Annotated in this window: 26 protein-coding genes; 8 read left to right on the top strand and 18 right to left on the bottom strand. The window is 65.6% G+C overall.

The window, feature by feature from the left end; genetic code table 11:
* Positions 1–99: 99 nt before the first annotated feature.
* Together ACVC7O_RS05495 and ACVC7O_RS05490 are read right to left on the bottom strand one after the other, a co-directional pair.
* The gene (locus tag ACVC7O_RS05495; RefSeq protein WP_458325083.1) at positions 100–840 is read right to left on the bottom strand and encodes a tRNA1(Val) (adenine(37)-N6)-methyltransferase; all 741 of its coding nucleotides are present in this window, start codon (positions 838–840) and stop codon (positions 100–102) included.
* Positions 837–1,052, bottom strand: coding sequence for a putative signal transducing protein (locus ACVC7O_RS05490; protein ID WP_458325082.1), 216 nt, complete (start codon positions 1,050–1,052; stop codon positions 837–839). Before ACVC7O_RS05490 ends, ACVC7O_RS05495 begins: the two co-directional genes overlap by 4 nt.
* A gap of 55 nt (positions 1,053–1,107) precedes the next feature.
* On the opposite strand from ACVC7O_RS05490, the gene ACVC7O_RS05485 reads away from it, so the two are divergent.
* Positions 1,108–2,109, top strand: coding sequence for a polyprenyl synthetase family protein (locus tag ACVC7O_RS05485; protein WP_458325081.1), 1,002 nt, complete (start codon positions 1,108–1,110; stop codon positions 2,107–2,109).
* Here ACVC7O_RS05485 and ACVC7O_RS05480 read toward each other — a convergent pair.
* The 4 genes from ACVC7O_RS05480 to soxR all read right to left on the bottom strand — a co-directional run bounded on the left by ACVC7O_RS05480 (position 2,102) and on the right by soxR (position 7,035).
* Complete coding sequence (locus tag ACVC7O_RS05480) at positions 2,102–2,932, bottom strand: 4-(cytidine 5'-diphospho)-2-C-methyl-D-erythritol kinase (RefSeq protein WP_458325080.1); 831 nt, start codon at positions 2,930–2,932, stop codon at positions 2,102–2,104. The two genes, ACVC7O_RS05485 and ACVC7O_RS05480, sit on opposite strands and share 8 nt — an antisense overlap.
* Positions 2,919–4,625 carry a tetratricopeptide repeat protein gene (locus ACVC7O_RS05475; RefSeq protein ID WP_458325079.1) on the bottom strand — a complete coding sequence of 569 codons (1,707 nt, stop codon included), beginning with the start codon at positions 4,623–4,625 and terminating at the stop codon, positions 2,919–2,921. Before ACVC7O_RS05475 ends, ACVC7O_RS05480 begins: the two co-directional genes overlap by 14 nt.
* A 153-nt stretch (positions 4,626–4,778) precedes the next feature.
* Positions 4,779–6,428: a 4Fe-4S dicluster domain-containing protein gene (locus ACVC7O_RS05470; protein WP_458325078.1), complete on the bottom strand. Its 1,650-nt coding sequence runs from the start codon at positions 6,426–6,428 to the stop codon at positions 4,779–4,781.
* A gap of 151 nt (positions 6,429–6,579) precedes the next feature.
* A complete protein-coding gene (soxR, locus tag ACVC7O_RS05465) occupies positions 6,580–7,035 on the bottom strand; it encodes a redox-sensitive transcriptional activator SoxR (protein ID WP_458325077.1) in 456 nt (151 codons plus the stop codon).
* Positions 7,036–7,114: 79 nt separating this feature from the next.
* Between soxR and ACVC7O_RS05460 the strand changes: the two genes are divergently transcribed.
* The 3 genes from ACVC7O_RS05460 to ACVC7O_RS05450 all read left to right on the top strand — a co-directional run bounded on the left by ACVC7O_RS05460 (position 7,115) and on the right by ACVC7O_RS05450 (position 9,137).
* The gene (locus ACVC7O_RS05460) at positions 7,115–7,495 is read left to right on the top strand and encodes a VOC family protein (RefSeq protein WP_458325076.1); all 381 of its coding nucleotides are present in this window, start codon (positions 7,115–7,117) and stop codon (positions 7,493–7,495) included.
* Positions 7,496–7,620: 125 nt separating this feature from the next.
* Positions 7,621–8,091: a transcription elongation factor GreA gene (gene greA, locus ACVC7O_RS05455; RefSeq protein WP_458325075.1), complete on the top strand. Its 471-nt coding sequence runs from the start codon at positions 7,621–7,623 to the stop codon at positions 8,089–8,091.
* A gap of 14 nt (positions 8,092–8,105) precedes the next feature.
* Complete coding sequence (locus ACVC7O_RS05450) at positions 8,106–9,137, top strand: hypothetical protein (protein WP_458325074.1); 1,032 nt, start codon at positions 8,106–8,108, stop codon at positions 9,135–9,137.
* Positions 9,138–9,229: 92 nt separating this feature from the next.
* Here ACVC7O_RS05450 and ACVC7O_RS05445 read toward each other — a convergent pair whose 3' ends face one another.
* The 5 genes from ACVC7O_RS05445 to fdhD form a co-directional block, all read right to left on the bottom strand.
* The gene (locus tag ACVC7O_RS05445; protein ID WP_458325073.1) at positions 9,230–9,733 is read right to left on the bottom strand and encodes an aggregation factor core; all 504 of its coding nucleotides are present in this window, start codon (positions 9,731–9,733) and stop codon (positions 9,230–9,232) included.
* A gap of 70 nt (positions 9,734–9,803) precedes the next feature.
* Positions 9,804–11,852: a molybdopterin-binding protein gene (locus ACVC7O_RS05440; protein ID WP_458326040.1), complete on the bottom strand. Its 2,049-nt coding sequence runs from the start codon at positions 11,850–11,852 to the stop codon at positions 9,804–9,806.
* Between the two features lie 20 nt (positions 11,853–11,872).
* Entirely contained in the window at positions 11,873–12,364 is a 492-nt protein-coding gene (gene mobB, locus ACVC7O_RS05435; protein ID WP_458325072.1) for a molybdopterin-guanine dinucleotide biosynthesis protein B, read from the bottom strand.
* Positions 12,361–12,969, bottom strand: a complete 609-nt coding sequence (mobA, locus tag ACVC7O_RS05430) for a molybdenum cofactor guanylyltransferase MobA (protein WP_458325071.1) — start codon at positions 12,967–12,969, stop codon at positions 12,361–12,363. The genes mobB and mobA overlap by 4 nt, the downstream gene beginning before the upstream one ends.
* A complete protein-coding gene (fdhD, locus tag ACVC7O_RS05425; protein WP_458325070.1) occupies positions 12,966–13,853 on the bottom strand; it encodes a formate dehydrogenase accessory sulfurtransferase FdhD in 888 nt (295 codons plus the stop codon). The genes mobA and fdhD overlap by 4 nt, the downstream gene beginning before the upstream one ends.
* 48 nt (positions 13,854–13,901) lie before the next feature.
* On the opposite strand from fdhD, the gene ACVC7O_RS05420 reads away from it, so the two are divergent.
* Together ACVC7O_RS05420 and ACVC7O_RS05415 are read left to right on the top strand one after the other, a co-directional pair.
* Positions 13,902–14,636: an AzlC family ABC transporter permease gene (locus ACVC7O_RS05420; RefSeq protein WP_458325069.1), complete on the top strand. Its 735-nt coding sequence runs from the start codon at positions 13,902–13,904 to the stop codon at positions 14,634–14,636.
* Complete coding sequence (locus tag ACVC7O_RS05415) at positions 14,629–14,958, top strand: AzlD domain-containing protein (protein ID WP_458325068.1); 330 nt, start codon at positions 14,629–14,631, stop codon at positions 14,956–14,958. The genes ACVC7O_RS05420 and ACVC7O_RS05415 overlap by 8 nt, the downstream gene beginning before the upstream one ends.
* 127 nt (positions 14,959–15,085) lie before the next feature.
* On the opposite strand, the gene ACVC7O_RS05410 is transcribed toward ACVC7O_RS05415, so the two are convergent.
* The 5 genes from ACVC7O_RS05410 to ACVC7O_RS05390 all read right to left on the bottom strand — a co-directional run bounded on the left by ACVC7O_RS05410 (position 15,086) and on the right by ACVC7O_RS05390 (position 19,156).
* The gene (locus ACVC7O_RS05410) at positions 15,086–15,682 is read right to left on the bottom strand and encodes a hypothetical protein (protein WP_458325067.1); all 597 of its coding nucleotides are present in this window, start codon (positions 15,680–15,682) and stop codon (positions 15,086–15,088) included.
* A gap of 27 nt (positions 15,683–15,709) precedes the next feature.
* Positions 15,710–15,844 carry an aa3-type cytochrome c oxidase subunit IV gene (locus ACVC7O_RS05405; protein WP_458325066.1) on the bottom strand — a complete coding sequence of 45 codons (135 nt, stop codon included), beginning with the start codon at positions 15,842–15,844 and terminating at the stop codon, positions 15,710–15,712.
* Between the two features lie 94 nt (positions 15,845–15,938).
* Entirely contained in the window at positions 15,939–16,400 is a 462-nt protein-coding gene (locus ACVC7O_RS05400) for a DUF6173 family protein (protein ID WP_458325065.1), read from the bottom strand.
* Between the two features lie 3 nt (positions 16,401–16,403).
* Positions 16,404–17,450 carry an MBL fold metallo-hydrolase gene (locus ACVC7O_RS05395; protein ID WP_458325064.1) on the bottom strand — a complete coding sequence of 349 codons (1,047 nt, stop codon included), beginning with the start codon at positions 17,448–17,450 and terminating at the stop codon, positions 16,404–16,406.
* A complete protein-coding gene (locus ACVC7O_RS05390; protein WP_458325063.1) occupies positions 17,450–19,156 on the bottom strand; it encodes an acyl-CoA dehydrogenase in 1,707 nt (568 codons plus the stop codon). Before ACVC7O_RS05390 ends, ACVC7O_RS05395 begins: the two co-directional genes overlap by 1 nt.
* Before the next feature lie 132 nt (positions 19,157–19,288).
* Here ACVC7O_RS05390 and ACVC7O_RS05385 point away from each other — a divergent pair, with 132 nt between their 5' ends.
* The gene (locus ACVC7O_RS05385) at positions 19,289–20,236 is read left to right on the top strand and encodes an L-threonylcarbamoyladenylate synthase (protein ID WP_458325062.1); all 948 of its coding nucleotides are present in this window, start codon (positions 19,289–19,291) and stop codon (positions 20,234–20,236) included.
* Positions 20,237–20,477: 241 nt separating this feature from the next.
* Here the strand turns inward: ACVC7O_RS05385 and ACVC7O_RS05380 are convergent, their stop codons facing one another.
* Positions 20,478–21,062 (bottom strand): YqgE/AlgH family protein, encoded by a 585-nt coding sequence (locus ACVC7O_RS05380; RefSeq protein WP_458325061.1) that lies wholly within the window; start codon positions 21,060–21,062, stop codon positions 20,478–20,480.
* A gap of 117 nt (positions 21,063–21,179) precedes the next feature.
* On the opposite strand from ACVC7O_RS05380, the gene ACVC7O_RS05375 reads away from it, so the two are divergent.
* Positions 21,180–21,986, top strand: coding sequence for a protein-disulfide reductase DsbD domain-containing protein (locus ACVC7O_RS05375; protein ID WP_458325060.1), 807 nt, complete (start codon positions 21,180–21,182; stop codon positions 21,984–21,986).
* Here the strand turns inward: ACVC7O_RS05375 and ACVC7O_RS05370 are convergent.
* Positions 21,983–25,384 carry an efflux RND transporter permease subunit gene (locus ACVC7O_RS05370; protein ID WP_458325059.1) on the bottom strand — a complete coding sequence of 1,134 codons (3,402 nt, stop codon included), beginning with the start codon at positions 25,382–25,384 and terminating at the stop codon, positions 21,983–21,985. The genes ACVC7O_RS05375 and ACVC7O_RS05370 overlap by 4 nt on opposite strands.
* Between the last annotated feature and the right edge of the window lie 2 nt (positions 25,385–25,386).

Genomic DNA, 25,386 nt, shown 5'->3' with positions numbered 1-25,386 from the left:
TTGCAACGGTACGGTGTCGAGTGAATCACAGATGGTGATTCAAGTCACGCCGCACAAGCAGCATGGGGGCGATACTCGTTAAAATTGTATTAACGGCGGCTAGAATTCCAGCGCAGCGCCGTCACGCAGCACGGCTTTGACCTCTGGAACATAGTCATCGGCGTCTGTCGTATGCCGCGCTCCGGCATGCAAGACGAGCGGTGCATGCAGCTTGAAGGCGCCCCGTCCGTTCTTGCGCGCCCGCACGATCACAAGCTCAGCGCGGCGGCCGACACGGGGCGAAAGCGGCAGCACCTCGATGCTGCCCATCCCGCTTGGCCAGGCGCCGAGGATGTCGGGCAAACGCTCGGCCCGGTGGATAATATGCGCCAGACCCTTTGGTTTCAGACGTTTCGCTGCGACACGCACCCAATCTGCCAGCGGCGCCCGTTCACCCAGCGCGGCTTCGCGGCCCGTGTCATGCGCCGCGCGGCTCGCGGCGCGGTCGAAATAGGGCGGGTTTGCCAGCACGTGATCAAACTGGCGCTGGCGCAAATCAGCAGGCAGATCCGTGATATCAGCGGTGATCACCTCCGCCGCGCCTCCACCGTTGCGGCGGGCAAGTGTCGCATAGTCGTCCTGCACCTCGACCCCGGTCAGTGAAAGGCCCGGCACCCGCGCGGCCAAGCACAACATCGCCGCACCAACGCCACAGCCGAGGTCGAGCACCGATTGCCCCGGGGCGGCCTTGACGCTGGCCGCGAGCAGCACCGGATCAACGCCCGCGCGGTAGCCTGTGCGAGGCTGATAAAGCCGCACGCGCCCGCCCAGAAACGCGTCCCGTGTGATGTTGTCGGTCATTTCCCCAGGGGGATGTCATTGTCCAGCATGACCCGGGCTGCGACCTCGTGATCTTCGGTCCGCACCATGAGCCTGCGCGGGAAGATTCCGATGCCGCCTTCGAGCACGCTCATGTTTACGTCCAACTCAAAGCAGTCTATATCCTCGCCTTGGAGAAGGGCCGTGGCAAAGGCGATGATCGTCGGGTCTGTGCTGCGCAAAAGTTCCTTCATATCAGGGATGTAAGGGCAAGCCGGCCGCGATGTCGAGCCTGCAAACGGGAAGTTGATGCCGAAGACCGAGAATTCGCAAAAACCGCATGACCGGATGGCCGCCTATCTGGCTGCCGACCTCGACGCGGTGAACACCCTGATCCGCGCGCGGATGGCCTCCGAACATGCGCCGCGCATCCCCGAGGTGACAGCGCATCTGGTCGAAGCAGGCGGCAAGCGGCTGCGCCCGATGCTGACGCTCGCCGCGGCGCATCTTTGCGGCTATGAGGGGCGGTTTCACATCAACCTTGCCGCCACGGTGGAGTTCATCCACACCGCGACCCTGCTGCATGACGATGTGGTCGATGAAAGCGGACAGCGGCGCGGGCGGCCCACGGCGAATCTGCTGTGGGACAACAAATCCTCGGTGCTGGTGGGCGACTATCTCTTTTCCCGCAGCTTCCAGCTGATGGTGGAAACCGGCTCGCTGCGCGTGCTCGACATCCTGTCGAACGCCTCGGCAACCATTGCGGAAGGCGAGGTTTTGCAGCTCACGGCGAGCCAGGATTTGGGCACCACCGAAGCGATCTACATGCAGGTGATCCGCGGCAAAACGGCAGCGCTGTTTTCCGCAGCGACCGAGGTGGGCGGCGTCATCGCCGATGCGCCCGAGGCGCATGTGCGCGCGCTCTTCGATTATGGTGATGCCCTCGGGATCGCTTTCCAGATCGTGGATGATCTGCTTGATTTTCAAGGGGATCCGGGGGCGATCGGCAAGAACCTCGGCGATGATTTCCGCGAGCGGAAGCTCACTTTCCCGCTGCTCAAGGCTGTGGCGCAGGCCGATGCGGAGGAGCGCGAGTTCTGGGAGCGCACCATCGAGAAGGGTAAACAGACCGAGGGCGACTTGGACACCGCGCAGGCCCTGCTGCGCAAGTATGGCGCGCTGACCGACACCGCCGCAGAGGCGCGCGCGTGGGCCGCCAAGGCGAAAGCCGCGCTCGCCCCCCTGCCCGCGCATGACGTCAAGGACATGCTCAGCGATCTGGCCGACTATGTGGTCGAGCGGATCACCTGAGCACCGTCGCCACACTCCACCAGTCCGGGTGCGTGTCTGACAGCACACGGGCGGCGGCCTGGGCTGCCGCCTCTGTCGGATAGAGACCGAAGCAAGTGGCGCCAGAGCCCGACATTCTGGTCAAGAGCACTGCCTCGGTCTGGTCCAACGCCTTCAGAACCTCCGCGATCACCGGTGCCACGGCCTGCGCCGCCGCGCCCAGATCGTTGCGCTGCGCGCGCAGCCAGGCGATCCAGTCGGTAGCTTCCGACCCTTGCGGCGCGGGCTGCATGGGCGCATTGTCCTTTCTGGCAAGGCGTTCAAAAACCGCTGGCGTGCCAACAGGCCTGCGCGGATTGACCAGAACAGCATGGAAGGCGGGGACATTGGCGGCGGGCGTGACCTGATCGCCGATGCCGGACATCCAGGCAGCTTGACCGTAGTGGCACACCGGAACATCGGCGCCGAGCGAGACGGCGCTTTGGCTCCAGTTGAGCGCGCGCAGCACCGCGCCTGCATCCGCCGATCCGCCGCCGATGCCGCCGCCATGGGGCAGGTGTTTCTCCAGATCGATCCGCCCGCGCCAGCCCGCCAGTTCCGCGGCCTGCCAGACGAGGTTGCGCTCATCCGTTGGCACGCCAGCCGCAAAAGGCCCCGTCACTTGCAGGGCCAGGCGCGGGCCCGGCGTCAAATGCAGCTGATCGCCGACATCGGCGAACATCACCAGGCTGTCGAGCAGGTGATAGCCATCGGCGCGCTGGCCGGTGACATGCAGGGTCAGGTTGATCTTGGCCGGGGCGAAACAGCGGATGGTGTCGGGCAGCCTCGGGTCAGTCGCGGGCAAGATGCAGCGGCTCCGCGCCTTCCTCGGCCAGAACCACATCGAGCCCGACCTCGAGCTTGCGCCGGATCCGCTCGGGCTTGGCCTCGCTAATCGGGTCGTCCTCATCGACGAAAGACAGCGCGCGCGCCCATTGGAACTCGGCCTCGCGCTTGCGACCCACGGCCCAGTAGACATCGCCGAGGTGATCGTTCACCACCGGATCGACGGCCATCAGCTCAACCGCGCGCTCCATATGCGGCACCGCCTCTTCATAGCGGCCCAATCGGTAGAGCGCCCAGCCCAGCGAGTCGATGATATAGCCGCTGTCAGGGCTGGCCGCGACCGCGCGCTCGATCATCTCGAGCGCCTCTTCCAGCTTGATCTGTTTCTCCACCAGCGAATACCCGAGGTAGTTCAGCACCTGCGGCTGGCCCGGGTTGATCTCGAGCGCGGCGCGGAAATCCGCCTCGGCCTCATCCCAATTGCCCTGCCGTTCATGCGAGATGGCACGGGCATAATAGAGGAACCAGCTCGGCCCGCCATGATCTTCGACCAGCGCCGCAGCCCGGTTGTAGGCGACAACGGCCTCGGCAAAGCGGTCTTCCTGGCGCAGGGCATCGCCCAGCGAGGAGTGCACCGAGGCGAGGTGGCCGTGACTGCGGGTGAGCTGTTCGAGGACCTCGATCGACGCATCCGGCTTGCCCCAGCGGCGCAGCGCTTCGGCGCGCCCGAGCTCAGCCGCATGATAGGCGGGATCGTTCTGCGGCACCTCCCGGTAGACCGCGATGGCCTGTTCATACTGTTCCAGCGTCTCGAAGAGGTCCGCCGTCAGCAACAGCCCGTCCACATGCTCCGGCCGCAGCGCCAGGGCGATCTGCGCATAAAGGATCGTGTATTCGGGCCCCGCCTCGCTGCGCAGCGCCGCGGCAACGGAATAGAACACCTCGGCAAAACCGTCTTTCACCGAGGTGATATGCCGGAAAGGCACAGCTTCTTCGCTGTTCAGCGTCTCGATCATCTCTTCGATCTCGGGGTCCGTGGCCCCGCTGAACATCCGCTCCAGCAGCGCCAGCGCTTCCGCGTTGCGCTCCAGCTGTGACAGGACCTCGGCACGCGCTAGAACGCCGCGCCGCGTCTGCACGATCGAACCAGTGGTATCGCCAGCGAAAATCTCTTCCGCGCCTTCAAAATCACCCACGGATGCCAAGGCCATCGCCTTGTGATACAGTGCAAATCCCTGAAGCCCGGGCTCCTGGGCCACCTCGTCAAAGGCGGCCAGCGCATCATTCGCGCGCCCGGCTCCCAGCATCGCCCAGGCCTTGATCAACCCGTCGACGAGCGGACCGACACCCTGCCCGCTCGGCGTGCTGGCCAGCAGCGCGTCATACTCCTCCTCGAGGATCATATCGGCGGTGAGCACCAGTTCGGCGATCTGGCTGTCCTCGACAAGACTGGCGAGCGCTTCGGCCACGGGGACCACCCGCTCGACCCGACCAAGCGCCAATTGCGCCGCCACGACGCTTTCCATCAACGCCGGGTTGCCCGGATCGCGCGCCAGCGCCTGGATGAAATAGGTGGCCGCCTGCTCATAATCGCTCTGCATAGCGGCGGAGCGCGCGGCAAGATACGGCCCGGCAATGGATTGCGCGGCCAACGGCATCGCAACCGTCACGGACAAGGCCAGTGCGGCGGTGGTGGTCATCAGTCGAAACACAGGGGCTGCTCCCTCGGGAAGTTTCTATTTTGCCTCAGGCTAACAGGTTCGGGACCAAGCGCAATCCTGCGGCGCGCCGCGCGGCCATATTCCACTGATACTGCGCGATCCTTAAGCGCCCCTTAGCGGCAACCGTGCGGCCAGGCAGCGGCCTTACATATTGGGATAATTCGGCCCGTCGCCCCCCTGCGGCGTGGTCCAGACGATGTTCTGCGCCGGGTCCTTGATGTCGCAGGTCTTGCAGTGCACGCAGTTCTGGAAGTTGATCACAAACCGCGCGTCCTTGCCCTCTTCCTCGACGAATTCATAGACCCCCGCCGGGCAATAGCGCGCCGAGGGGCCCGCGTATTTCGGCAGGTTTTCCTTCACCGGCACCTCCGCGTCTTTCAGCGTCAGATGCGCGGGCTGGCTTTCCTCGTGATTGGTGAAGGAGAAGGCGACGTTGGTCAGCCGGTCGAAGGACAGTTTGCCGTCGGGTTTGGGATAGTCGATAACCTGATGCTTGGCGGCTTCTTCGGTCGCCTCGGCGTCGGATTTGCCGTGACCGATGGTGCCGAAGAGCGAGAAGCCCATCGTGTTGGTCCACATGTCGAGCCCGCCCAAGGTCAGGCTGGCGGTGAGGCCATACTTCGACCACAAGGGCTTGACGTTGCGGACTTTTTTCAGATCCTGGCCGATCTTTCCGGTCCGTACATCTGTCTCGTAGGCGGTCAGCTCGTCGCCGCTGCGCCCCTCGGCGATGGCGGCAATCGCGGCCTCAGCGGCGGCGATGCCCGAGAGCATCGCGTTGTGGTTACCCTTGATCCGCGGCACGTTGACCATGCCGACGGAACAGCCGAGCAGGGCCACGCCCGGCGCCACCATCTTGGGCATCGACTGGAAGCCACCTTCGGAAATCGCGCGCGCGCCGTAGGCGACGCGTTTGCCGCCCTCCAAGAGCTCGGCGACCATCGGGTGGTGCTTGAACCGCTGGAACTCCATGTAAGGGAAGAGATGTGGGTTCTTGTAGTTCAGGTGCACCACGAAACCCACGTAAACCTGATTGTTCTCAAGGTGATAGATGAATGAGCCACCACCCGCGTTGCTGTTCAGCGGCCAGCCCATTGTGTGGGTCACAGCCCCTTCGCGGTGCTTGGCCGGATCGATCTCCCAGATCTCCTTCATGCCGAGGCCGTATTTCTGCGGCTCATGCCCATCGGAGAGGCTGTATTTCGCGATCACCTGCTTTGAGAGCGACCCGCGCACGCCTTCACTGAGGAAGACGTATTTGCCATGCAGCTCCATGCCCGGCTCGTAGCCATCGCCCTTGCTGCCATCGGCATTCTTGCCGAATTCGCCCGCAACGACGCCCTTTATCCCGCCATTGTCGTCGAAAACCAGCTCCGAACAGGACATACCGGGGAAGATTTCCACACCCAACTCTTCGGCCTGCTCCGCCATCCAGCGGCAGACGTTGCCCATGGAGACGATGTAATTGCCGTGGTTGTTCATCAGCGGCGGCATCGGGAAGTTCGGGATACGCAGCTTGCCCGCTTCGCCGAGCATGTAGAAGTTGTCTTCCACCACCGGCACGTTGAGCGGCGCGCCTTTCGCTTTCCAGTCCGGGATCAGCGTGTCGAGCCCGACCGGGTCCAGCACCGCGCCAGACAGAATATGCGCGCCCACCTCGGAGCCCTTCTCGAGCACAACCACGTTGCAATCGGCGTCCAATTGTTTCAGCCGGATCGCCGCCGACAGGCCCGCCGGGCCCGCGCCAACGATGACGACATCGTATTCCATTGCTTCGCGTTCTGTCTCGGACATCTCCGGCTCCCTCACATTCCATCGGGGCGCGGCCCCACCCGCGCAACAATCGTTCGCGATTGGCTAAACCACGCGCCCAGCCAATGCAATCGCAACGAGACGTCATAAAGGTGCTTCGTGAAAAAAATCAACAAAAATTCATGTGATGTGCTTACGCTTCGGGCCAGTCGCCCATCAGATAGCGCGGCCCGGCCCCTTTTTCCGCCGCCCGGTCGGTCGGATTGTAGAGCGCGCAATTGGGCAGCGACAGGCATCCGCAGCCAATGCAGCCGTCGAGATTGTCGCGCAGCCGGGTGAGCGTCTCGATCTTTTCGTCGAGCCGATCCCGGAACCCGGCACTGATCCGCGCCCAGTCGGCCTTGGTGGGCGTGCGCCCCCCGGGCAGCCGGTCCAACTCAGCGCGAATCTCCGGCAGGGTGAAGCCGAACTGCTGCGCGATCATCACGAAGCTGAGCCGCCGCAGATCGGAGCGTTCAAACCGCCGCTGCCCGCCCGGATTGCGCCAGGGTTTGATCAAGCCTTGCGCTTCATAATAGCGGATCGCCGAGACGGCGAGCCCGGTCCGAGAGGCCAGCGCGCCAATTGACAGCCCGTCGTTCAATGCCATGCAAAAAACCCCTTGACCTAAAGTTAGGTTTAGAAATTACGGTACAGGTCATCGAGAGAAATTCAAGAGGAGACACCCGATGACCGCACAGCTTGAACATGCCAATTACACCGTCTCCGATGGGGCCGCGACCGCCGCCTGGATGCAGGACCTCTTTGGCTGGCACATCCGTTGGCAAGGCGAAGCCAAGGACGGCGGGCATTCAATCCACGTGGGCACAGACAGCCAGTACCTGGCGCTCTACACGCCTGGCGCGGACACCACACACGGGCCCAGCAGCTACGTCACACGTGGCGGGCTCAACCATATCGCGGTGGTGGTCGACGACATCGACGCGATGGAGGACGCGGTCAAATCCGCGGGCTTCACCCCCGGCAACCATGGCGACTATGAGCCTGGGCGTCGGTTCTACTTCCATGATCACGACAACATTGAATACGAGGTGGTGCAATACGACTGACAGAGGCTGGCAAAGCCGAACGATCCTCTTGCATTTTCCTCCGTATTTGGGTCAGCTATCTGCCAACCTTCACCAGCGGCCCCCGGCTTGCCCGGCGGGCCGCATCATTTCGTGGACGAGTACAGATGGACAAGATACCCATGACCCGCAAGGGCCACGCCGATCTGGAAGCGGAGCTGAAACAGCTGAAATCCGTCGAGCGCCCCGCCATCATCGCCGCCATCGCCGAGGCGCGCGAGCACGGCGATCTGTCGGAGAACGCCGAGTATCATTCCGCCCGCGAAAAGCAGTCCTTTATCGAAGGCCGCATCAAGGAGCTGGAGGGCGTGCTGGGTCTGGCCGAGGTCATCGATCCGTCGAAAATGTCCGGCACCATCAAGTTCGGCGCCACCGTCACACTGGTCGACGAAGACACCGACGAGGAGAAGACCTGGCAGATCGTGGGCGAGCATGAGGCCAACATCGAACAGGGCCTGCTGAACATAAAATCGCCGATCGCCCGCGCTTTGATTGGCAAGGACGAAGGCGACAGCGTAGAAGTGCGCACGCCGGGCGGTGAGAAATCCTATGAGGTGCTCAAGATCGTCTACGCCTGACGGGAATTGCGACGATGACGGACACGACAGACACATCAGAGCGCGCAGAGCCGAGCACGCGCCCGACGCCGCTGGGCATCTATGACCGGCCCGGCACCGATGGGATCACCAGCATCGAGGTGGTCGCGCTGGCGCTCTCGGGGCTGTGGCTGCTCGCAGCGGCGCTCTTCTTTCTCTTCGCACCGACAGCAGGCGAGGGGCTCGACGGGCTGCGCTTCATCATGGTCATGCTGGCGATTTTCATGCCTGTTGGCATGATCTGGGTCGCCGCCACCGCCGCGCGCTCCAGCCGGATCATGCGCGAGGAAAGCCAGCGTCTGCAGACCGCCATCGATGCGATCCGCCACGCTTATATTGCCCAGAACCAGAGCGGTGCGATGGGCCCGGAGCCCGCCTCGGTGGCGCGCAAGCTCGACGAGATCGCCGAAGCCGCGCGCAAGACCGAAACAGCGCTCGCCACCTTCACCTCGCGCCGCGAAAATGAGCGTGCCCCTGCGCCGGCGCCGGCGCCAGACCCCGCAGTCGATGATCAGCCCCGGCTGGCGCTTGGCACACAGGTGGGCGATATGGCCCCTCCGCTGGCGGTCGAAGACTTCATCCGCGCGCTCAACTTCCCCGAAACGGCAGAGGACGAAGCGGGTTTCGCCGCCCTGCGTCGCGCGCTGAAGGACCGCTCCGCCGCACAGCTGATCCAGGCCGCGCAAGACGTGCTGACCCTGCTCAGCCAGGACGGCATCTACATGGACGATCTGCGCCCGGACCGCGCGCGCCCCGAGATTTGGCGCCAGTTCGGGCAAGGGGCACGGGGCCGCCCCATCGCCGCATTGGGCGGCGTGCGCGACCGCTCCTCACTCGCTCTGACGGCGGGCCGCATGAAGCAGGACCCGATCTTTCGCGACGCGGCGCATCACTTTCTGCGCCGTTTCGACAAGACCTTCGCGGAGTTCGAAACCACCGCGTCAGACAGCGAAATCTCCGCGCTAGCCGAGACGCGAACGGCCCGCGCCTTCATGCTGCTGGGCCGCGTCGCGGGCACCTTCGACTAGCGCGCCATCCGCGTCAGATCATGGGTTTGTCGGCGCGCCCTGCCCTCTATGCGATATCCAGATGTGGCACCGTGCCATCCGATACGCGCAGGTCAGGTGCAGACCTTGGCGCGGCTCTCTGCGTCAAACTCCGCCTCAAGTTCAGCGCCATCAACCAGCGTGAAGGTCACCCGCGCACCCGCAATCTCGGCGCCCGTGACCCGGATCTGGCCCAGATCGGAGTGCGCCTGTCGGTCGTCCACGTCGATGGTGAAACCGGTGCGCTGCCCGGCCGAGAGCGCGTCGAGCCGAATGCTGAGCTGATCCGCACCATCAGCGATCTGCGCATCGCCCACCCCGTCACCGGCGGCAAAGGGCTGAAACACCTCGACCCCGGCGCCGCCCGCCGCGGTATCAAAGATCAGCCCCCCGGATGAGCCGCGCAAATCGATGCGGAGGTCCGACACGAAGACCCCCGTCGCCGTGTGAATGATCTCGAACCGGTCGCGCGGCGCGCTTTCGACGAATTTCACGGTCAGCGCCTGGACACACTCGGCCTGCGCCTGCGCCGCGAAAAGGCCGATCACCCCGGCACATAGGAGTTTGGATGGAAGCACGGAGGACCTCTCTGAAAGCTTGTCTTCGCAGCGGACGTAGAGCGCGACGGGCCAGTGGAAAGCCTCGAGGTTATAGCCCGAAGCTGCCGAAGGGGATATAGCGCACCGGCGTGCCGGGTGTGATCTCCATCGCCTCATGCGGCAGTTCCACCAGACCCTCGGCCCAACTGAGCCCCGACACCCGGCCCGAGCCTTCCGAAGGGAACACCTCCGCCCGACCCTCGCGGATGCGCGCGCGCAGGAACTCTGACCGGCCCGGCTTCTTGGCCTTGCGGAAGGCCGCGGGCACGGCGAACCCCTGCGGCTCCACCCAGGGCATCCCCGCGAGGCGGGCCATCGCCGGGCGCGCAAAGATCAAGGCGCAGGTCATCGCCGCCACCGGGTTTCCGGGCAGGCCGAAGACCGGCACGCCCGACCAGAACCCGAGCGCCAGCGGACGGCCCGGTTTGACGGCGATGCGCCAGAGCGTCATCGCACCGGCCTGTTTGAGCAGCGCCGAGACATGGTCTTCGTCCCCCGCAGAGGCGCCCCCGCTGGTCAGGATCAGATCCGCCCGTGCTGCCGCCTGGTCAAGCCGGTTCGACAGCGCGGCCCCGTCATCAGGCACGATCCCCATGTCAACAGGCTCATGGCCAAGACGGCGGATGATCTCGAGCAACATGGGTCGGTTCGCGTCAAAAATCTGACCCGGACCAGCCGCCGCCCCGGCCTCGACCAATTCCGCGCCGGTGGAGATGACCGCGACGCGCAGGGGCGCGCGCACCTCGACCTCCTGCACGCCCACCGCGGCCAGCAGCGCAGCTTCCGCGGGCCCAACCCGCGTTCCGCTGACCAGTGCCACATCGCCTGCGACCACGTCTTCGCCCGCGGCGCGCGTGTTGGCCCCCTGTTTGATCGGGCCGCGAAACGCGATTTCGCCCTCCTGCAGTGTCACGTCTTCCTGCAAGACAACCGTGTCCACGCCCTCGGGCAGGGCCGCTCCGGTGAGGATGCGCACCGCACTGCCCGCATCAACTGTTCCGGGCCTGTCACCCGCTGCCGCGCGGCCCCCCGCCAGCGGCATGCTGTGCACGCCCGCCTCTTTGCCGCCCGCAAAGCCGTATCCATCAACGGCGGTGTTGGACAGCGGTGGGTTCGACCGTTTGGCTGTGACATCCTCAGCCAACACCTGGCCTGCGGCATCCGTCACCGGGCACCGGGAGATCTTGGTGATCGGCGCAAGCCTTGCGTTCAGCAGATCCAGTGCCTCGCGCACCGGCGTCCAATGCACGCCCGGTGGCAGCGCGAAGCAGCTGTTGGACAACCGCGGTGGTTGCCGAGCGGCTTCGCGCAACACGTCTTCATGGCCGATACCAAATATCCAACCTTCGTCCCGCTCCTCCACAGCAAGCATGCGGTGCAGCACCTCAACATCGAGAGCCGACACAGTTCGCGCAATCTCTTGAACTTGCCAGGCATCCTTAATGCGATCTTTGGGCGCCACCCCAAGTGTCAGGGATGGCCAAATCTCAACAAGCGCAATCGACTTATCCAGAGGCTCAAACGGCCAGATGGCGGCGTCAAACCGCTTGCGCAACCGCGCCAGAACCGGCAGCCCCATGAGCACCTGCGACCCGACGGCCCCCGTGCCCCCCAGCTGCCAGCACGAAAACGCACCCTTGGCCTGCTCCTCCGCCGCGCGCCGCTCGGGAAACGGGTTGTGATAATCCGTCTTGCGGCGTGGTAGCCCGTCAATCTCGCGCTTCAACCCGTTGAACCAGAAGGGCCCGCGCCCGCCGAACCCCAGATTGATCTCAGCCGCAAGGTCAAAGCGGTTGTTGGCCTTGGGGCTGTCCTCGATCCGCGCCTCCAGCCAGTCCCACAGCGCAAAAGGGTCGGCCTGCCCGGTGATGGCCGCGGCAAACCCGGCGGGATATCCAAAGGGGAAATCAAACCCGGCCAGCACCCGGCGCCCGGCCGCCCGCTCGGTCTCAAACAGCGCCGTGAGCCAGTCTTCGGCCACCCCGCGATTGCGCAGATAGACCGGCTCCTCGGCGCGTCCCTCCCGCGCTACGCATGCCCAGATCGCATCGGCGCGCGGCGCGGGCCCGGTGTCATTGCCACCCGACCAATCGACCATCACCACCGTCTCGAACGCCTTCACAACCCCACCTCGGCGAGGATGAAATCTGCAATGGCCACCGTGTCATTGAGGTCAAAGACCGGCCTGTCGATCTCGACCGCACTGTCGCTCGCCACGGCCCGGACCGTCGGGTCTTCCGCAGCGATCAGCGGGTTCCGGGTCTCGGCCCGGAACGCCTCGATCTTGGGGTGCGCATCGCGCTTGTAGCCCTCGACCAGCACCAGATCGACCGGGCTCAGCTTGGCCAGCAGCGTCTCCAGCGTGGGCTCCTCTGCTCCGCGCAGCTCATGCATCAGGGCAAAGCGTTTCCGCGAGGCAAGCAGCACCTCGGTGGCCCCGGCCTCCCGATGGCGATGGCTGTCCTTGCCCGGCTGGTCGACGTCGAAGACGTGATGCGCGTGCTTCACCGTCGACACCGTGAGCCCACGCCCGGTGATCTCGGTCACCAGCCGTTCCATGAGCCCGGTCTTGCCCGCATTTTTCCACCCGACGACCCCGTAAAGCTTCATAACAACGCCTCGGCACGCGCCAGATCGTCGGGGGTATTCACGTTGAAAAACGGATCGAAACGCGCAACCGGGAAGCGCGCCAGCCGACCGCCATGGGCGTCCGTCCACAGCACAACCTTGCGCAACCCGCCCACAAGGGCCGCGCGCAGATCATCGCGCAAAGCCACGGGCCAGAGGCCGAAGGTTGGATGCCGCACGGTGCCGCGCTCCGGATCCGGCGTGGCCGCCAGCACCAGCGGATGATCCATGCCCTCGCCTGCGAGCAGCAGCTGCGGCACCAGATCGCCGGGAAAAAACGGCGTGTCGGCGGCGGCGGTGACAATCGTCTCCGCCCCCTGCTCCGCCGCCCAATCGAGCCCGGCCAGTACCCCCGCCAGCGGCCCGGCAAACCCCGCCACGCTGTCCGCCAGCACCGCCAGGCCGAAGCGATCAAACCGCGCCGGATCGCCATTGGCATTGAGCGCGAGCCCCGCCACCTGCGGCGACAGCCGCTCGATCACCCGGTCGAGCAGGGTCTGCCCGCCAAGGCGCAGGAGGCCCTTGTCGCCGCCGCCCATGCGCGTGGCCTGCCCGCCCGCGAGAATCACGCCCAGAGGTTGGTTCATTCCGCAGCCTTCCGCCCCGCACGCCGCGGCTCGTCCGGAACGGCCGCCGGGTCCGCATCACGCATGAGCCGCGCCTCACCCGAGAGGCAGACAAAGCGCTGCCCCTTCATGCGCCCGATCAACGTCAGCCCCACCTGCTGGGCAATCTCGACGCCCCAGGCCGTAAAGCCCGACCGAGAGGCCAGCACCGGGATGCCCATCATCGCCGTCTTGATCACCATCTCGGAGGTCAGCCGCCCGGTGGTGTAGAGGATCTTATCCGCTGCACTCACGCCCTCGGCCAGCATCCAGCCCGCGATCTTGTCGACCGCATTGTGGCGGCCGACGTCTTCCATATAGACCAGCGGCCGATCTTCATAGCAGAGCACCGTGCCATGGATCGCCCCCGCTTCAAGATACAACGACGGCGTGCGATTGATCTTACCACTCAGGCTGTAAAGCCACGACGTCCGCACCTCAGTCTGCGGCAGCACAACACCTTCGAGCCCGGCCATCATGTCGCCAAAAACCGTGCCCACGGCACAGCCGCTCGTGCGGGTCTTCTTGCGCAGCTTCTCTTCGAAATCCGTCTGCCGGGCGGTGCGCACCACGACCGTTTCCAGCTCGTCGTCATAATCCACGCGGGTGATCTCGTCATCGGCGCGCAGCATGCCCTGATTGCGCAGAAACCCCAGCGCCAGATAGTCGGGATAGTCGCCGATGGTCATCGCCGTCACGATCTCCTGACCGTTCAGAAAGATCGTCAGCGGACGTTCCTCGACCACATTGGTCTCAACCGCAGCCCCGGTGTGATCGGTGCCCGTGACCGCCCGCGTCAGCCGCGCGGCACCGGGATCGGGTGCGATCAGGTAATCGCGGGTGTCGTCCAGTTTGGCCAATTGCATCCTCCGTCGGGCTGGGCTACGCCTTGGGCGACACACTAGAAGCATATCATGCCCTCCACCACATCGAAAACACGCACGACGGCGGGAGCCTATTGGAAGGGTGTTGCAGATGGCGCGCCCTTCATCCTCGTGGTGGTGCCCTTTGCGATGCTGTTCGGCGTTCTCGCCACCGAAGCCGGGCTGAACGTCCTGGAAACGCTGGCCTTTTCTGCCGTGGTCTTCGCCGGGGCGGCACAGTTCACCGCGTTGCAGCTGATGCAGGAAAACGCGCCCACGGTGATCGTGCTGGCCTCGGCGCTGGCCGTGAACCTGCGGGTGGCGATGTATTCCGCCTCGCTCACTCCCTGGATCGGCGCCGCGCCCTTCTGGCAGCGCGCCATTGCCGCGTACTTCACGGTCGATCAGTCCTATGCCTGCTCGGTGGCGCAGTTCGAGAAAGAGCCGCAGATGAGTGTCCCGCAGCGCATGGCCTATTTCTCCGGCGTGCTCAGCCCAATTGTCCCGCTCTGGTACATCAGCACGGTGATCGGCGCGCTCGTCGGGACGCAAATCCCCGAGACCTGGGCGCTGGATTTTGCCCTGCCGATCACCTTCCTGGCCCTTGTGGCGCCGATGCTGCGCACCGCGGCGCATGTGATTGCGGCGCTCGTGGGCATCGCGGTGAGCCTGCTCACCGCCACGGTGCCCTATTCGCTGGGCCTGATCATCGCGGGCACGCTGGGCATGATGGCGGGGGCGCAAGCGGAAGTCTGGCTCGCACGCAGGAGGCTGGCCCATGATTGACACCACAACCCTCTGGATCGTGATCATCGGCTTGGGCATCGGCAGCTACGCGCTGCGCTTCACCTTCCTGGGGATCGTCGGCGACCGGCCCATGCCCGCCTGGCTGCTGCGCCACCTGCGCTATACCGCTGTCGCAATCCTGCCCGCGCTTGTCGCACCCCAGGTCGTCTGGCCTGCCGCAACCGGGGGCGAGGCCGACTTGCCGCGCATGTCCGCCGCCGCGGTGACGCTGGTGGTGGGGCTGCTCACGAAAAACGTGCTGGCAGCGATCATTGCCGGGGCGGGAACGCTCTTCGGGTTGTTGTGGCTGATGGGCGCCTGACACCAGACCTAGACGCACTCGGATTACGTCTATCGGGTGGAAGCGTAAGACCTGTCTTGCCCACCCTCGGGCCGGGCACGGTCCTCACTCAGATGTATCGACGTCGGAGACTTACAGCTCTACGCCTCTACCCTTCGACCGGCACAATCCCGTCTCGCACGTTGCCCTCGTCGTCCTCGTAGTAGCGATCCGTCACCACGCCCGGACGCCCTGCGATCTGATCCATCAGCTTCACCGGATAGAACGTGGGCTCGATGTCCGAAAACCCCGGCACCTGCTTCAGGATCGCCGTTGTCGAGCGGGTGCAGAAGGCGCCCGGCACCGCCCCGTTCTGGCGCACCAGTTGCAGCGCGATCTCTGCCTGTTCCGGCGTCACCACGATCTCTTGCGTGACAACATGGTGCGAATTGCGAGCATGGGCGCTCTTGTAGGCCTGAACCCAGGCCGGCGAGATTCCATAGAGAACGTCGCCCCGCTCGGCCACCAGCTGGTGCTGGAACGAGCCCGCAGGATCAAAGATCACCTGCTGCGAGCCTGACACCATCAGCGCCGTATGCCCGCCGGCGCCGGTGGTGTTGTTGACCATGGTGAAGATGGTGAGCTTTGGCGGCCCCTCCGGCACATAGGCCTTGGCCGCAACCTCCTCGGGTGACGCCTCGAAGGGCGACGACACAGCACAGCCCGACAGCGCAGCCACAAGGGCCAGCATTGCAAGTATCCGCATCGGAGGGCGCTCCGCCAGCGTTCGGGATCAGGTGATGAAGATCGCCATCAGGATGATGATCGCCAGGATCACGATGACGGTCCGGGTGGTGAACTGCATGAAGCCGTCAAAGGTCTTCTCTTGCACCTCAATATCCATCTCGCCGTGCTTGTGTTCTGCCATTGCCGCAGCCCTTCCGTTGTCTTTGCGCCAAAGCCCTACTGGATTCGGCGCGCCATGTCACCTCTCCGCACCACCTGTTGCGACGAAATGCGCCTCAGACGTCGCTTTCGATATCTTGCGCCAGACGAAAGCCAATGCGCCGCGCCTCGGTCTTCTCTGCCGGTTTCGGCAGCGCGCGCAGCATGACGTTCAGCTGGCTCACATGCTGCACCAGCTGCGTGCGCCCACCCGCGCCGTCCGAGCCATAGAAGGTCACGATATCGGGATCAAAGTACCCCATGCCCTCGATCCGCAGCACCCCCGCATCGCCGCCCGTAAACCCCATCGCAACTTCTTGCGTATTATCAAGTTGTTCCTCGAAGGTCTTCAGGTAAAGGATGATGCGCTCATAAGCCCATTGCGCGGGCGATTTCTGCCCCGTGGGCTTACCCGCGATCTGTTTCGGCACATCGGTCTTGGTGGGCGCCGGGGTGTCCGGATCGCAATGCACCTCGTGCCGGCGCGGCAAGGCATCCGCTTCCACCGCCTCCGCCGAGGTTTCGATCTTCTCACCCATAGCTCACCCTTTGCGTTGATACTCCCAGGCATCATCTTCGCGGCGGTGCCGCGTGGCAAGCCCATCCTGATAGAGGTGGCTCAGGTGTGCGACGGATTCGACCAGCGCCAGCCCATACTCCCCCGCGCCGATCTTGCGCTTGAAAAGCGGGGCGAAGCACTCGGCGGCGGTCTTCGGCGTCTCGATGAACGCCAGCAGGCGCTTCAGCGCCCCGTGATGATTGTCGATCAGCTGCCGCATCCGCGTGGGCAGCCCGGTGAAGGGCAGCTTGTGCCCGCCCAGTACCAGATGCCCGGGCTGTGCCAGCTCCGCCAGCCGCTCACAGGCCTCCAGCCAGTCGGCAATCGGGTCGGCCATCGGTTCCGTTGCATAGACCCCGATGTTGGGGCTGATCGACGGCAGGATCTGATCGCCCGCCAGCACCAGGTCATCGTCCTGGCTCCAGAAGGTCGCATGTTCCGGCGCATGGCCATTGCCGATGTGCACCTCCCAGGTCCGCCCGCCCATTTCGATGCTATCCCCCTGCTTGATCCGGGTATAGCCCAGCGGCAGCGGCTCCACGATGTCCGCGAAGTTGAAGGGCCGCTCCTCCGCGCGCTGCGCGTAGATCTCCGGGTCCATCCCCGCGCTGCGATAAAACGCCAGCGTCTCGGGCGATGGCACCGGCTGTTCGTCCAGCGTCAGCATCCGTGCGGTTAGCCAGGCGGTGCGCGTCGTGATCAGCTCCGCGCCATGCGCGGTCTGGAACCACCCGGCCATCCCGACATGATCCGGATGATGATGGGTCACCACGACACGCCGCACCGGCTTGCCGCCGAGCGGCCCGTCGATGAGCGTCTGCCACAGCGCCTTGCCGCGTTTCGAGGAAAACCCGGTGTCAATCACCGTCCAGCCGTCACCATCGTCCAGCGCATAGACATTCACATGGTCTAGCTTCATCGGCAGCGGCAGCCGCATCCACAACACACCGTCCGCCACCTCCACAGCCTCCCCCTCTGCGGGCGGCGCTTCCCAGGGATAGCGCAGACCTTCGGGGGGCTGGTCTTTCATCAGGCGGCGAACTCCTCCGGTGTGAGCGCATAGACGTCGTAATCGCCCGCCTGCGCCTGCGCAAGCAGGCTGTTGTGGTCCGGCAGCAGCCGCTGAATGTAAAAGGTCGCCACCTTGGCGCGCGGGCCCTTCGGGTCTTGCAGCGCTGAGGCCAGATGGATATGTCCGCCCAGAACCCGCGCAAAGGCGCGCAGGTAGGGCACGGCGCCTGCAAAGCGCACGCGGTGGTTCTGGCTGATCATCCACTCGGTGGTCTCGCGCAGGGATTCGCTCGCCTGCCACACGGGCTCGGCGAGCTCCGGCAGCACATCGCGGGCCGCTTCCGCCGCCGCCTCGATCTCATCCATGAGCTGATAGGCCGCCTCGCCGCCGTCCATCATCTTGCGCGCCACCAGATCCATGGCCTGGATGCCGTTGGTGCCCTCGTAAATGGTCGTCACGCGCACATCGCGCGCGTATTGCGCGGCCCCCGTCTCTTCGACAAAGCCCATGCCGCCGTGCACCTGAATGCCCATGGCCGCGACCTCGTTGCCGATGTCCGTGCCGAAGGCCTTGGCAATGGGGGTCAGAAGTGCGGCGCGCGAGGTCCAGCGGTCGTCCTCGGTCGCCGTGGACATGTCGATCGCCACCGCGCACATCAGCGCAATACCCCGCGCCGCGTAGGTGTCGGCCCGCATGGTCATCAGCATCCGCCGCACATCCGCATGGTCGATAATCGCACCCGTCTCGCCTTCCGTGCGCCCCTGCTTGCGGTCGAGCGCATAGGCCAGCGCGTGCTGATACGCGCCTTCCGCGGCCCCCACGCCCTGCCCGCCGACGCCAAGCCGCGCGTTGTTCATCATCGTGAACATCGCCGCCATGCCTCCGCCTTCGGGGCCCACGAGCCAGCCGGTCGCGCCATCATACTGCATCACGCAGGTGGGCGAGCCGTGCAGGCCCATCTTGTGCTCCAGGCTCACGACCTTGAGGCTGTTGGCCACCCCCGCGTTACCCTGCTCATCCGGCAGGTTGCGCGGCACGAGGAAGAGCGAAATCCCCTTGGTGCCCGCAGGTGCCCCCGGCAGCCGCGCCAGCACCAGGTGACAGACATTCTCGGTGAAGTCATTGTCGCCCCAGGAGATGTAGATCTTCTGCCCGGTGATGCTGTAGGTGCCATCACCATTGTCCTCGGCCTTGGAGCTGAGCGCGCCCACGTCCGAGCCTGCCTGCGGTTCGGTCAGGTTCATCGTGCCAGTCCATTCGCCGGAGACGAGCTTGGGCAGGTAGAGCGCCTTGATCTCGTCCGAGGCGTGATGCTCCAGTGCCTCGATCTGGCCTTGCGTCATCAGCGGCGCGAGTTGCAGCGACAGACACGCGGCACTCATCATCTCGTTCACCGCCGAGGTCAGCGTCATCGGCAGGCCCATGCCGCCAAACTCGGGGTCGGCGGCCATGCCGACCCAGCCGCCTTCCGCGATCGCGCGGTAGCCCTCGGCAAAACCGGGCGAGGTGCGCACGACACCGTTCTCCAGCCGTGCGGGGTGCAGATCGCCCGGGCGCTGCAGCGGGGCCAACACCTCGTCACAAAGCTTGGCCGCTTCGGTCAGGATCGCCTGCGTCACATCCGGGCTCGCCTCGGCAAAGCGCTCGGTGCCCTGCACGGCGTCAAAGCCCACCACATGCGCGAAGAGAAAGGCAAAGTCATCCACGGGGGCGTGATAAGGCATGTCGTCGTCTCCAGTCGGCGGCGCGCCGGCGCCTGTCTTGGCAACAGCCGGGCGACCCTATAAGGGTTTGCGCGATCAAACATGAGCCGCATCGCCGCCCCCGGCAACCGAAACGCGGCGTCACGGAGCCGGATGACCCCCACCCGCCCTCTCACTCTGCGCCCCGATGCGGCTGGCATTGATCAGGCCGCAGGCCTGTTGGCCCGCGGGGCGCTGGTCGCCTTCCCGACCGAGACGGTCTATGGCCTCGGCGCCGACGCGCGCAACGGCGAGGCGGTGGCGGCGATCTATGCAGCCAAGGGGCGGCCCAGCTTCAACCCGCTGATCGTGCACCTGCCCTCCACCGACGCCGCGCGCGCGCTGGTGCAGTGGGGTGACACCGCCGACCGGTTGGCACAGGCCTTCTGGCCCGGGCCGCTCACGCTGGTGCTGCCGCTGCGGGAGGGTCACGGTCTTTCGGGGCTGGTGACCGCCGGGCTGCCCACCGTGGCGCTGCGGGTGCCCGCCCAGCCCTCGGCGCAGACGCTGCTGCGCGCCTTTGGCGGACCGGTGGCCGCGCCCTCCGCCAACCCTTCAGGCCGGATCAGCGCCACAACCGCCGCGCATGTGGTGGACGGTTTGGGCGATACTGTCGCAGCGGTGCTCAATGACGGCCCCTGCGCGGTGGGGTTGGAGAGCACGATCATCGGGCTCGACGGCGCGCCGACGCTCCTGCGCGCCGGTGGCCTGCCCTTAGAGGCCATCGAGGCCGCACTCGGCGGCCCGCTGGACCAATCGACGACTCCCGTGGCGATCACCGCACCGGGCCAACTCGCCTCGCATTACGCGCCCCGCGCCGCCTTGCGCACCAATGCAGTAACGGCGGAGCCCGACGAGCTGCTGCTCGGCTTCGGCCAGATGCAGGCAGATCTCAACCTCTCCGAGCGCGGCGACCTGCATGAGGCGGCGGCCAATCTCTTCGAGATGCTGCACCGCCTCGACGCGATGGGCCAGCCCATCGCCGTCGCCCCGATCCCCGACCACGGCCTGGGCCGCGCCATCAACGACCGGCTTGCGCGGGCGGCGGCGCCCCGAGACTGACGCGTCTCGGGGCGCCGCCGCGGGCGCTCCGCACTGTGGGCATCGCCCGACCTGGAGGGCGCGCGTAATAAGGCTTCTGAGCCAGCGATCAGAAATAACGCCTCTCTTATGCAACGTGCAACGGAGCAAAATTGCCTTCCGGGGGGAAGTCGGGCGAGACATCAAAGGCGTGGAGCACCCCGGATGACTAGCGAAACATCCACCCCACGGAGCATCAGAACCGCATCTAATACCGGGAAAATCAGGCCCGACCCGCCGCTGACGACAGGCCCAGAGGGTCAATCCCCAGGCTCACAAGCGCCTCGGACCACTTGTCCTCCGCATCGGTCTCGAAGACCAGCGCGCGGCTGGCATCGGCGGTCAGCCAGCCGTTGCGGGCAATCTCGCCCTCCAGCTGACCGGGTCCCCAACCCGCATAGCCCAGCATCATCAGCGCCCGGTCCGGACCCTGGTCCCGCGCGATCTCTTCCAGAATATCCAGCGTCGCGGTCATCCCGAACCCGCCCTTGACCCGCAGCGTGTGCAGGCTGGATTCGTAGTCATCCGAATGCAGCACGAACCCCCGCCCGGTCTCCACCGGCCCCCCGAAATGCACCGGCATCCGCGCCGCACGGTCCGACGGCGCGATCTCCAGCTGGTCCAGCACATCGCTCATCCGCACGTCGCTGCTGGGCTTGTTGATGATCAGCCCCATCGCTCCCTTGTCCGAATAAGCACACATGAGGATCACGGCGCGTTCAAAGCGCGGATCACCCATGGACGGCATCGCGATCAGAAGCGCGCCGGTCAGATCAAGCGTGTCTGTCTCGTGAACGGGTTCGCCCATGGCCTCAGCATGGCCTGCTACCAGAGCGGGTGCAAGGGCAATAGCCGCGCGGGCGGCGAAACATGGCTAACCGGATCGTGACTTGGCATTTCAGCGCGGCTCGCTCATATCGAGAGAATGAAATCAACGCTCTGCACCCTCGCGCTCACCGCTCTCACCGCCCTGCCCGCCGCAGCCCAGGACCGCTTTGCCATGCCGGTCACGGCGCAGGTGCTGCACGGCTGGGTGCAGCCGGACGGCACGCGCATGGCCGCCGTGCAGATGGACCTCGAGCCCGGCTGGAAGACCTATTGGCGCGCGCCGGGCGACGCCGGGATCCCGCCGAGCTTTGACTGGCGCGGCTCGCGCAACCTGCACAGCGTGTCCGTCTCCTGGCCCAAACCCGAAGTCTTTGACGAGAACGGCATGCGCTCCATCGGCTATTCCGACACGCTCGTCGTGCCGCTGTCGATCACACCGCAGCAGCCGGGCAAACCGGTGCGGGTGCGGCTCACCATGGACATCGGCGTCTGCGCCGACATCTGCATACCGCACCGTCTGGACTTCGACGAGGTGATCGAAACCGACCAGACCCGCCCGACCCCGGCCATTGCCGCCGCCCTCGCCCAGGGCCCCTACTCGGCGGCCGAAGCGGGCGTAACCTCGGCGCGCTGCCACATCGAACCCACCGCTGATGGCATCCGCATCGAGGCGCGCGTGGGGGTGCCGCACACCGGCGGCACCGAGGTGATGATCATCGAATCCGGTCTGCCGGATGTCTGGGTCAGCGAATCCGATACACAGCGCAGCGGCAGCGATGTGGTCGCGGTCTCCGAGATGATCCATGTGAACGGCGGGCCGATCGCGCTTGACCGTTCGGCGATCCGCCTCACCGTGCTGGGCAGCAATCACGCCGTTGATGTGCGCGGTTGCTCCGCCGGTTAAACCGCACCCCGGCCCCGGTTGACCATCAGCGCGATGGCCGCCAGCACATAGCCCGCCAGCGCCAGCAGACCCGCGCCACCGATGAAGACCAGCAGTGCCGCACTCATCGCGGGCCAACCCGCCAGCGCCGGAAAGAGCCCCAGCACCACTGGTGACAGGCTGCCCTGCATGATGGCCCAGCCCAGCGTCGCCCCACCCCAGACCGCGATCAGCCCCCAGAGGGCGACAAAGCCCGCGCGCACCGCCGAGACGGGCGCCACCAGCCCGCGCCGCATCGCATTGATCTGGCGCGACAGGTCATGCTGGATCGCCACCAGCGCGGGCACCAGCAACAGCACGATGACCATGCCGAAGCCCAGCCCGTAGACCAGCGTGATCACGGTGGGTTTCAGGAACTGCGCCTGGCGGCTGGTCTCCTGCAACATCGGCAACATGCCCAGCACCGTGGTCATGGTGGTCAGCATCACCGGGCGCAGCCGGTCTGCCGCCCCGTCGATGATCGAGGGGATCAGCCCGCGCTCCTCGGCATAATCGTCGATGGTGGTGATCAGCACGATGGAATCGTTGATGATGATGCCGGTCATGCCCAACAGCCCCACCACCGTGAAGATATTCAGCGGCATGTCCCAGACCATATGGCCATAGATCACGCCCACCAGTCCGAAGGGCGCCACCGACATCACCAACAGGGGCCGCGTCCAGCTGCCAAAGACCCAGGCCAGCACCAGGTAGATGCCGAGCAGACAGAGCACCAGCCCGTTCAGCGCTTCGCTGAGGAACCGGTCCTCCTCCTCGGCCAGCCCCGACAGCTCCCAGTCCACCTGCCGTTCGCTCGCAATGCGGGGCAAGATCTCCTGTTGCAGCGCCTGCTGGATCTCGGCGGCGCGCTGCGGATTGTCCTCCGAGATGTCGCCGGTGACGGAAATGACCCGAATACCGTTGACCCGGTTGATCGTGCGGAAGCCGATGCGGCTCTGCACCGTCACGATATCCGACAGCGGCACATAGACCCCATCGGGCGTGCGCATCTGCGTGCGGTCGAGGAAATCGGCGGTCAGCTCGCCCTTGGGCAGCTTGACCTCGATGGTGGCGCTGCGCGGCCCGTCGGGGAACGTCGCCGCCTCAATCCCGCCGAGCCGGTCGCGCAGCACCTGCCCCAGCCCGTCAATGGTAAAGCCCAGCGCCTGCCCGCGCGGCGTCAGATCGAGGATCAGCTCTTCGCGGTCATAGGTCAGGTTGTCTTCCATGGCGAGCACCTCGGGATAGCGCAGCAGCGCCTCCTGCAGATCGAGGCTCGCGGCCTTCAGCGTGTCGGTGTCGCGGCCCGAGAATTCCACGCTCAGCGCATCGCCACTCTGACCACTGCGCCGCCCGCGGAACGACAGCACCTCGATCAGCGGGTGCTCGGTCACGCGCTCGCGCAGCTCCGAGGCAAAGGCAAAGCTCGAATAGGGCCGATCATCCGGGTCGATCAGCATCACCGAAATCGCCCCCAGCAGATCGTCATCCTTGGCCGCAGCACCTGACAGACCCCGCCCCGCGTTGCCGCCGATCTCGGCGATGGAATAGACCACCGGGTTGGCCCCATAGCGCCCTTCGTATTCCGCCGCCAATTCATCGGTTGCCCGCTGCAACTCTTCCATCATCATCTTGGTGTCTTCGCGCTGGGCGCCCTCGGCCATGGCGAAATTGCCGGTGACCGCGCTGCGCTCGGGCGCGTTCCAGAAGCGCCACTGCGCCTCGCCGCTGATGAACTGCGACACCTGCAGCGCGAGGATCAGCAGCAGCCCCGAGACCACCGCATAGCGCGCCGTGATCACCCCGGCGATCATCGGTTTGAAGAGCCGGTGCCGGACCCAGACAAAGCCGCGATTGACCTGCCGGCTCGGCCAGTCGTACCAGCGCTCCTTGGCCTGCGCGGCCAGCGCATGGGCCATGTGGTTAGGCAGCACCAGGAAACATTCGACCAGCGAGGCCAGCAGCACCGCGATCACGGTGAAGGGGATGTCCCGGATGATCGTGCCGAACCAGCCCCCCACCAGCAGCAGCCCGGTAAAGGCGATCACCGTGGTGATGCTCGCCGCGAAAACCGGCAGCGCCATGCGCCCGGCGGCGCGCTCGGCCGCCACGAACGGCGGCTCGCCAAAGTGCCGCGCCCGGTGGTCGGCATGTTCCGCCACCACAATCGCATCATCCACCACGATGCCCAGGGTGATGATCAGCCCGAAGAGCGAAATCATGTTGAGCGTCAGCCCCGCCACATACATCAGCCCCAAGGCGGCCAGCATCGCTGCGGGGATGCCCGCGGCCACCCAGAAGGCGGTGCGCGCGTTCAGGAACAGAAACAGCAGGCACACCACCAACCCCAGCCCCGCCAACCCGTTGTTGAGCAGCGTGTTCAACCGCGAGGTGATCGCCTCGGCCCGGGTCCGGATCAGCTCGATGCTCATCCCCTCCTGCAGGGTCGCGCGCATCTCGGCGGCAATCTCCTCGACAGTGCGCTGCACGGCAATGGAATCGCCACCATCGGCGCGGTCCACGCGGATCGAGATCGCCGGGTTGTCACCCACGAAATAGGCGCGGTTGCGGTCCGGCCCCTCCTGCATCACCACCGCGATATCGCCGACCCGCAGCTTCGAGCCATCGGGGTTGGAGCGCAGCACGATCCCGGCAATCTGCTCGGGCACCCGCTTCTCGGTGCCGGTGCGTACCCGTGCATTGGCCCCCGTCACATTGCCCGCGGGGTCGGTATCGACCTCCGCTGCAATTGCCCGCGCAATCTCGGCCATCGTGACATCGTTGGAGATGAGCTTGACCGAGGGCACCTCCACCGTGATCTGCGGCGCCGCAAAGCCCCGGAAGGTCGTGCGGGTGACCCCGGCGGCAAAGAGCCGCTTGACGAACTCATCGCCATAGAGCCCCAACTGCTCGGGCGAGACGGGGCCCGCGATGATCACATCGGTGACCCGGTCGCGGCGGATGGCGCGGCGTACCCGCGGCTCATCCACATCCTCGGGCAGCTCCGTCACCGTGTCGACCGCGTCCTGCACCTCGGTGGCGGCGCGCGACATGTCCCAGTTCGGCTCGAACTCCAGCGTGATCGTGCCATTGCCCGACCGTGCCTGCGCGGTGCTCTCCGTCACCCCCTCAACCTGCAACAGCGCCGGTTCCAGAACCTGGATGATCGCGCTGTCCACATCCTCGGCACTGGCCTGGTCCCAGGTCGTGGTCACCGTCACCCGGTCAAAGGTGGCGTCGGGAAAGAACTGCGCGCGCATGTTGGGCATGGCAAAGAGCCCCGCCACCACCATCGCAACGAAGACGAGGTTCGCGACGGTCCGGTGCCGCGTGAAATAGGAAAGGATGCCGCCCGCGGCCGGAGGGATGTGCCGCGACATCC

Source organism: Roseobacter cerffii (genome assembly GCF_054226325.1).
Note: the sequence above shows the minus strand (reverse complement) of the source record. Positions and strands in the feature narration are given on the sequence as shown.

Excerpts from the sequence above, each read along its gene's own strand:
- ACVC7O_RS05495 (WP_458325083.1), bottom strand. The coding sequence starts at position 840 with ATGACCGACAACATCACACGGGACGCGTTTCTGGGCGGGCGCGTGCGG.
- ACVC7O_RS05490 (WP_458325082.1), bottom strand. The coding sequence starts at position 1,052 with ATGAAGGAACTTTTGCGCAGCACAGACCCGACGATCATCGCCTTTGCC.
- ACVC7O_RS05485 (WP_458325081.1), top strand. The coding sequence starts at position 1,108 with ATGCCGAAGACCGAGAATTCGCAAAAACCGCATGACCGGATGGCCGCC.
- ACVC7O_RS05470 (WP_458325078.1), bottom strand. The coding sequence starts at position 6,428 with ATGTCCGAGACAGAACGCGAAGCAATGGAATACGATGTCGTCATCGTT.
- soxR (WP_458325077.1), bottom strand. The coding sequence starts at position 7,035 with ATGGCATTGAACGACGGGCTGTCAATTGGCGCGCTGGCCTCTCGGACC.
- ACVC7O_RS05460 (WP_458325076.1), top strand. The coding sequence starts at position 7,115 with ATGACCGCACAGCTTGAACATGCCAATTACACCGTCTCCGATGGGGCC.
- greA (WP_458325075.1), top strand. The coding sequence starts at position 7,621 with ATGGACAAGATACCCATGACCCGCAAGGGCCACGCCGATCTGGAAGCG.
- ACVC7O_RS05450 (WP_458325074.1), top strand. The coding sequence starts at position 8,106 with ATGACGGACACGACAGACACATCAGAGCGCGCAGAGCCGAGCACGCGC.
- ACVC7O_RS05440 (WP_458326040.1), bottom strand. The coding sequence starts at position 11,852 with ATGGTCGATTGGTCGGGTGGCAATGACACCGGGCCCGCGCCGCGCGCC.
- mobB (WP_458325072.1), bottom strand. The coding sequence starts at position 12,364 with ATGAAGCTTTACGGGGTCGTCGGGTGGAAAAATGCGGGCAAGACCGGG.
- mobA (WP_458325071.1), bottom strand. The coding sequence starts at position 12,969 with ATGAACCAACCTCTGGGCGTGATTCTCGCGGGCGGGCAGGCCACGCGC.
- fdhD (WP_458325070.1), bottom strand. The coding sequence starts at position 13,853 with ATGCAATTGGCCAAACTGGACGACACCCGCGATTACCTGATCGCACCC.
- ACVC7O_RS05420 (WP_458325069.1), top strand. The coding sequence starts at position 13,902 with ATGCCCTCCACCACATCGAAAACACGCACGACGGCGGGAGCCTATTGG.
- ACVC7O_RS05415 (WP_458325068.1), top strand. The coding sequence starts at position 14,629 with ATGATTGACACCACAACCCTCTGGATCGTGATCATCGGCTTGGGCATC.
- ACVC7O_RS05410 (WP_458325067.1), bottom strand. The coding sequence starts at position 15,682 with ATGCGGATACTTGCAATGCTGGCCCTTGTGGCTGCGCTGTCGGGCTGT.
- ACVC7O_RS05405 (WP_458325066.1), bottom strand. The coding sequence starts at position 15,844 with ATGGCAGAACACAAGCACGGCGAGATGGATATTGAGGTGCAAGAGAAG.
- ACVC7O_RS05400 (WP_458325065.1), bottom strand. The coding sequence starts at position 16,400 with ATGGGTGAGAAGATCGAAACCTCGGCGGAGGCGGTGGAAGCGGATGCC.
- ACVC7O_RS05395 (WP_458325064.1), bottom strand. The coding sequence starts at position 17,450 with ATGAAAGACCAGCCCCCCGAAGGTCTGCGCTATCCCTGGGAAGCGCCG.
- ACVC7O_RS05390 (WP_458325063.1), bottom strand. The coding sequence starts at position 19,156 with ATGCCTTATCACGCCCCCGTGGATGACTTTGCCTTTCTCTTCGCGCAT.
- ACVC7O_RS05385 (WP_458325062.1), top strand. The coding sequence starts at position 19,289 with ATGACCCCCACCCGCCCTCTCACTCTGCGCCCCGATGCGGCTGGCATT.
- ACVC7O_RS05380 (WP_458325061.1), bottom strand. The coding sequence starts at position 21,062 with ATGGGCGAACCCGTTCACGAGACAGACACGCTTGATCTGACCGGCGCG.
- ACVC7O_RS05375 (WP_458325060.1), top strand. The coding sequence starts at position 21,180 with ATGAAATCAACGCTCTGCACCCTCGCGCTCACCGCTCTCACCGCCCTG.
- ACVC7O_RS05370 (WP_458325059.1), bottom strand. The coding sequence starts at position 25,384 with ATGTCGCGGCACATCCCTCCGGCCGCGGGCGGCATCCTTTCCTATTTC.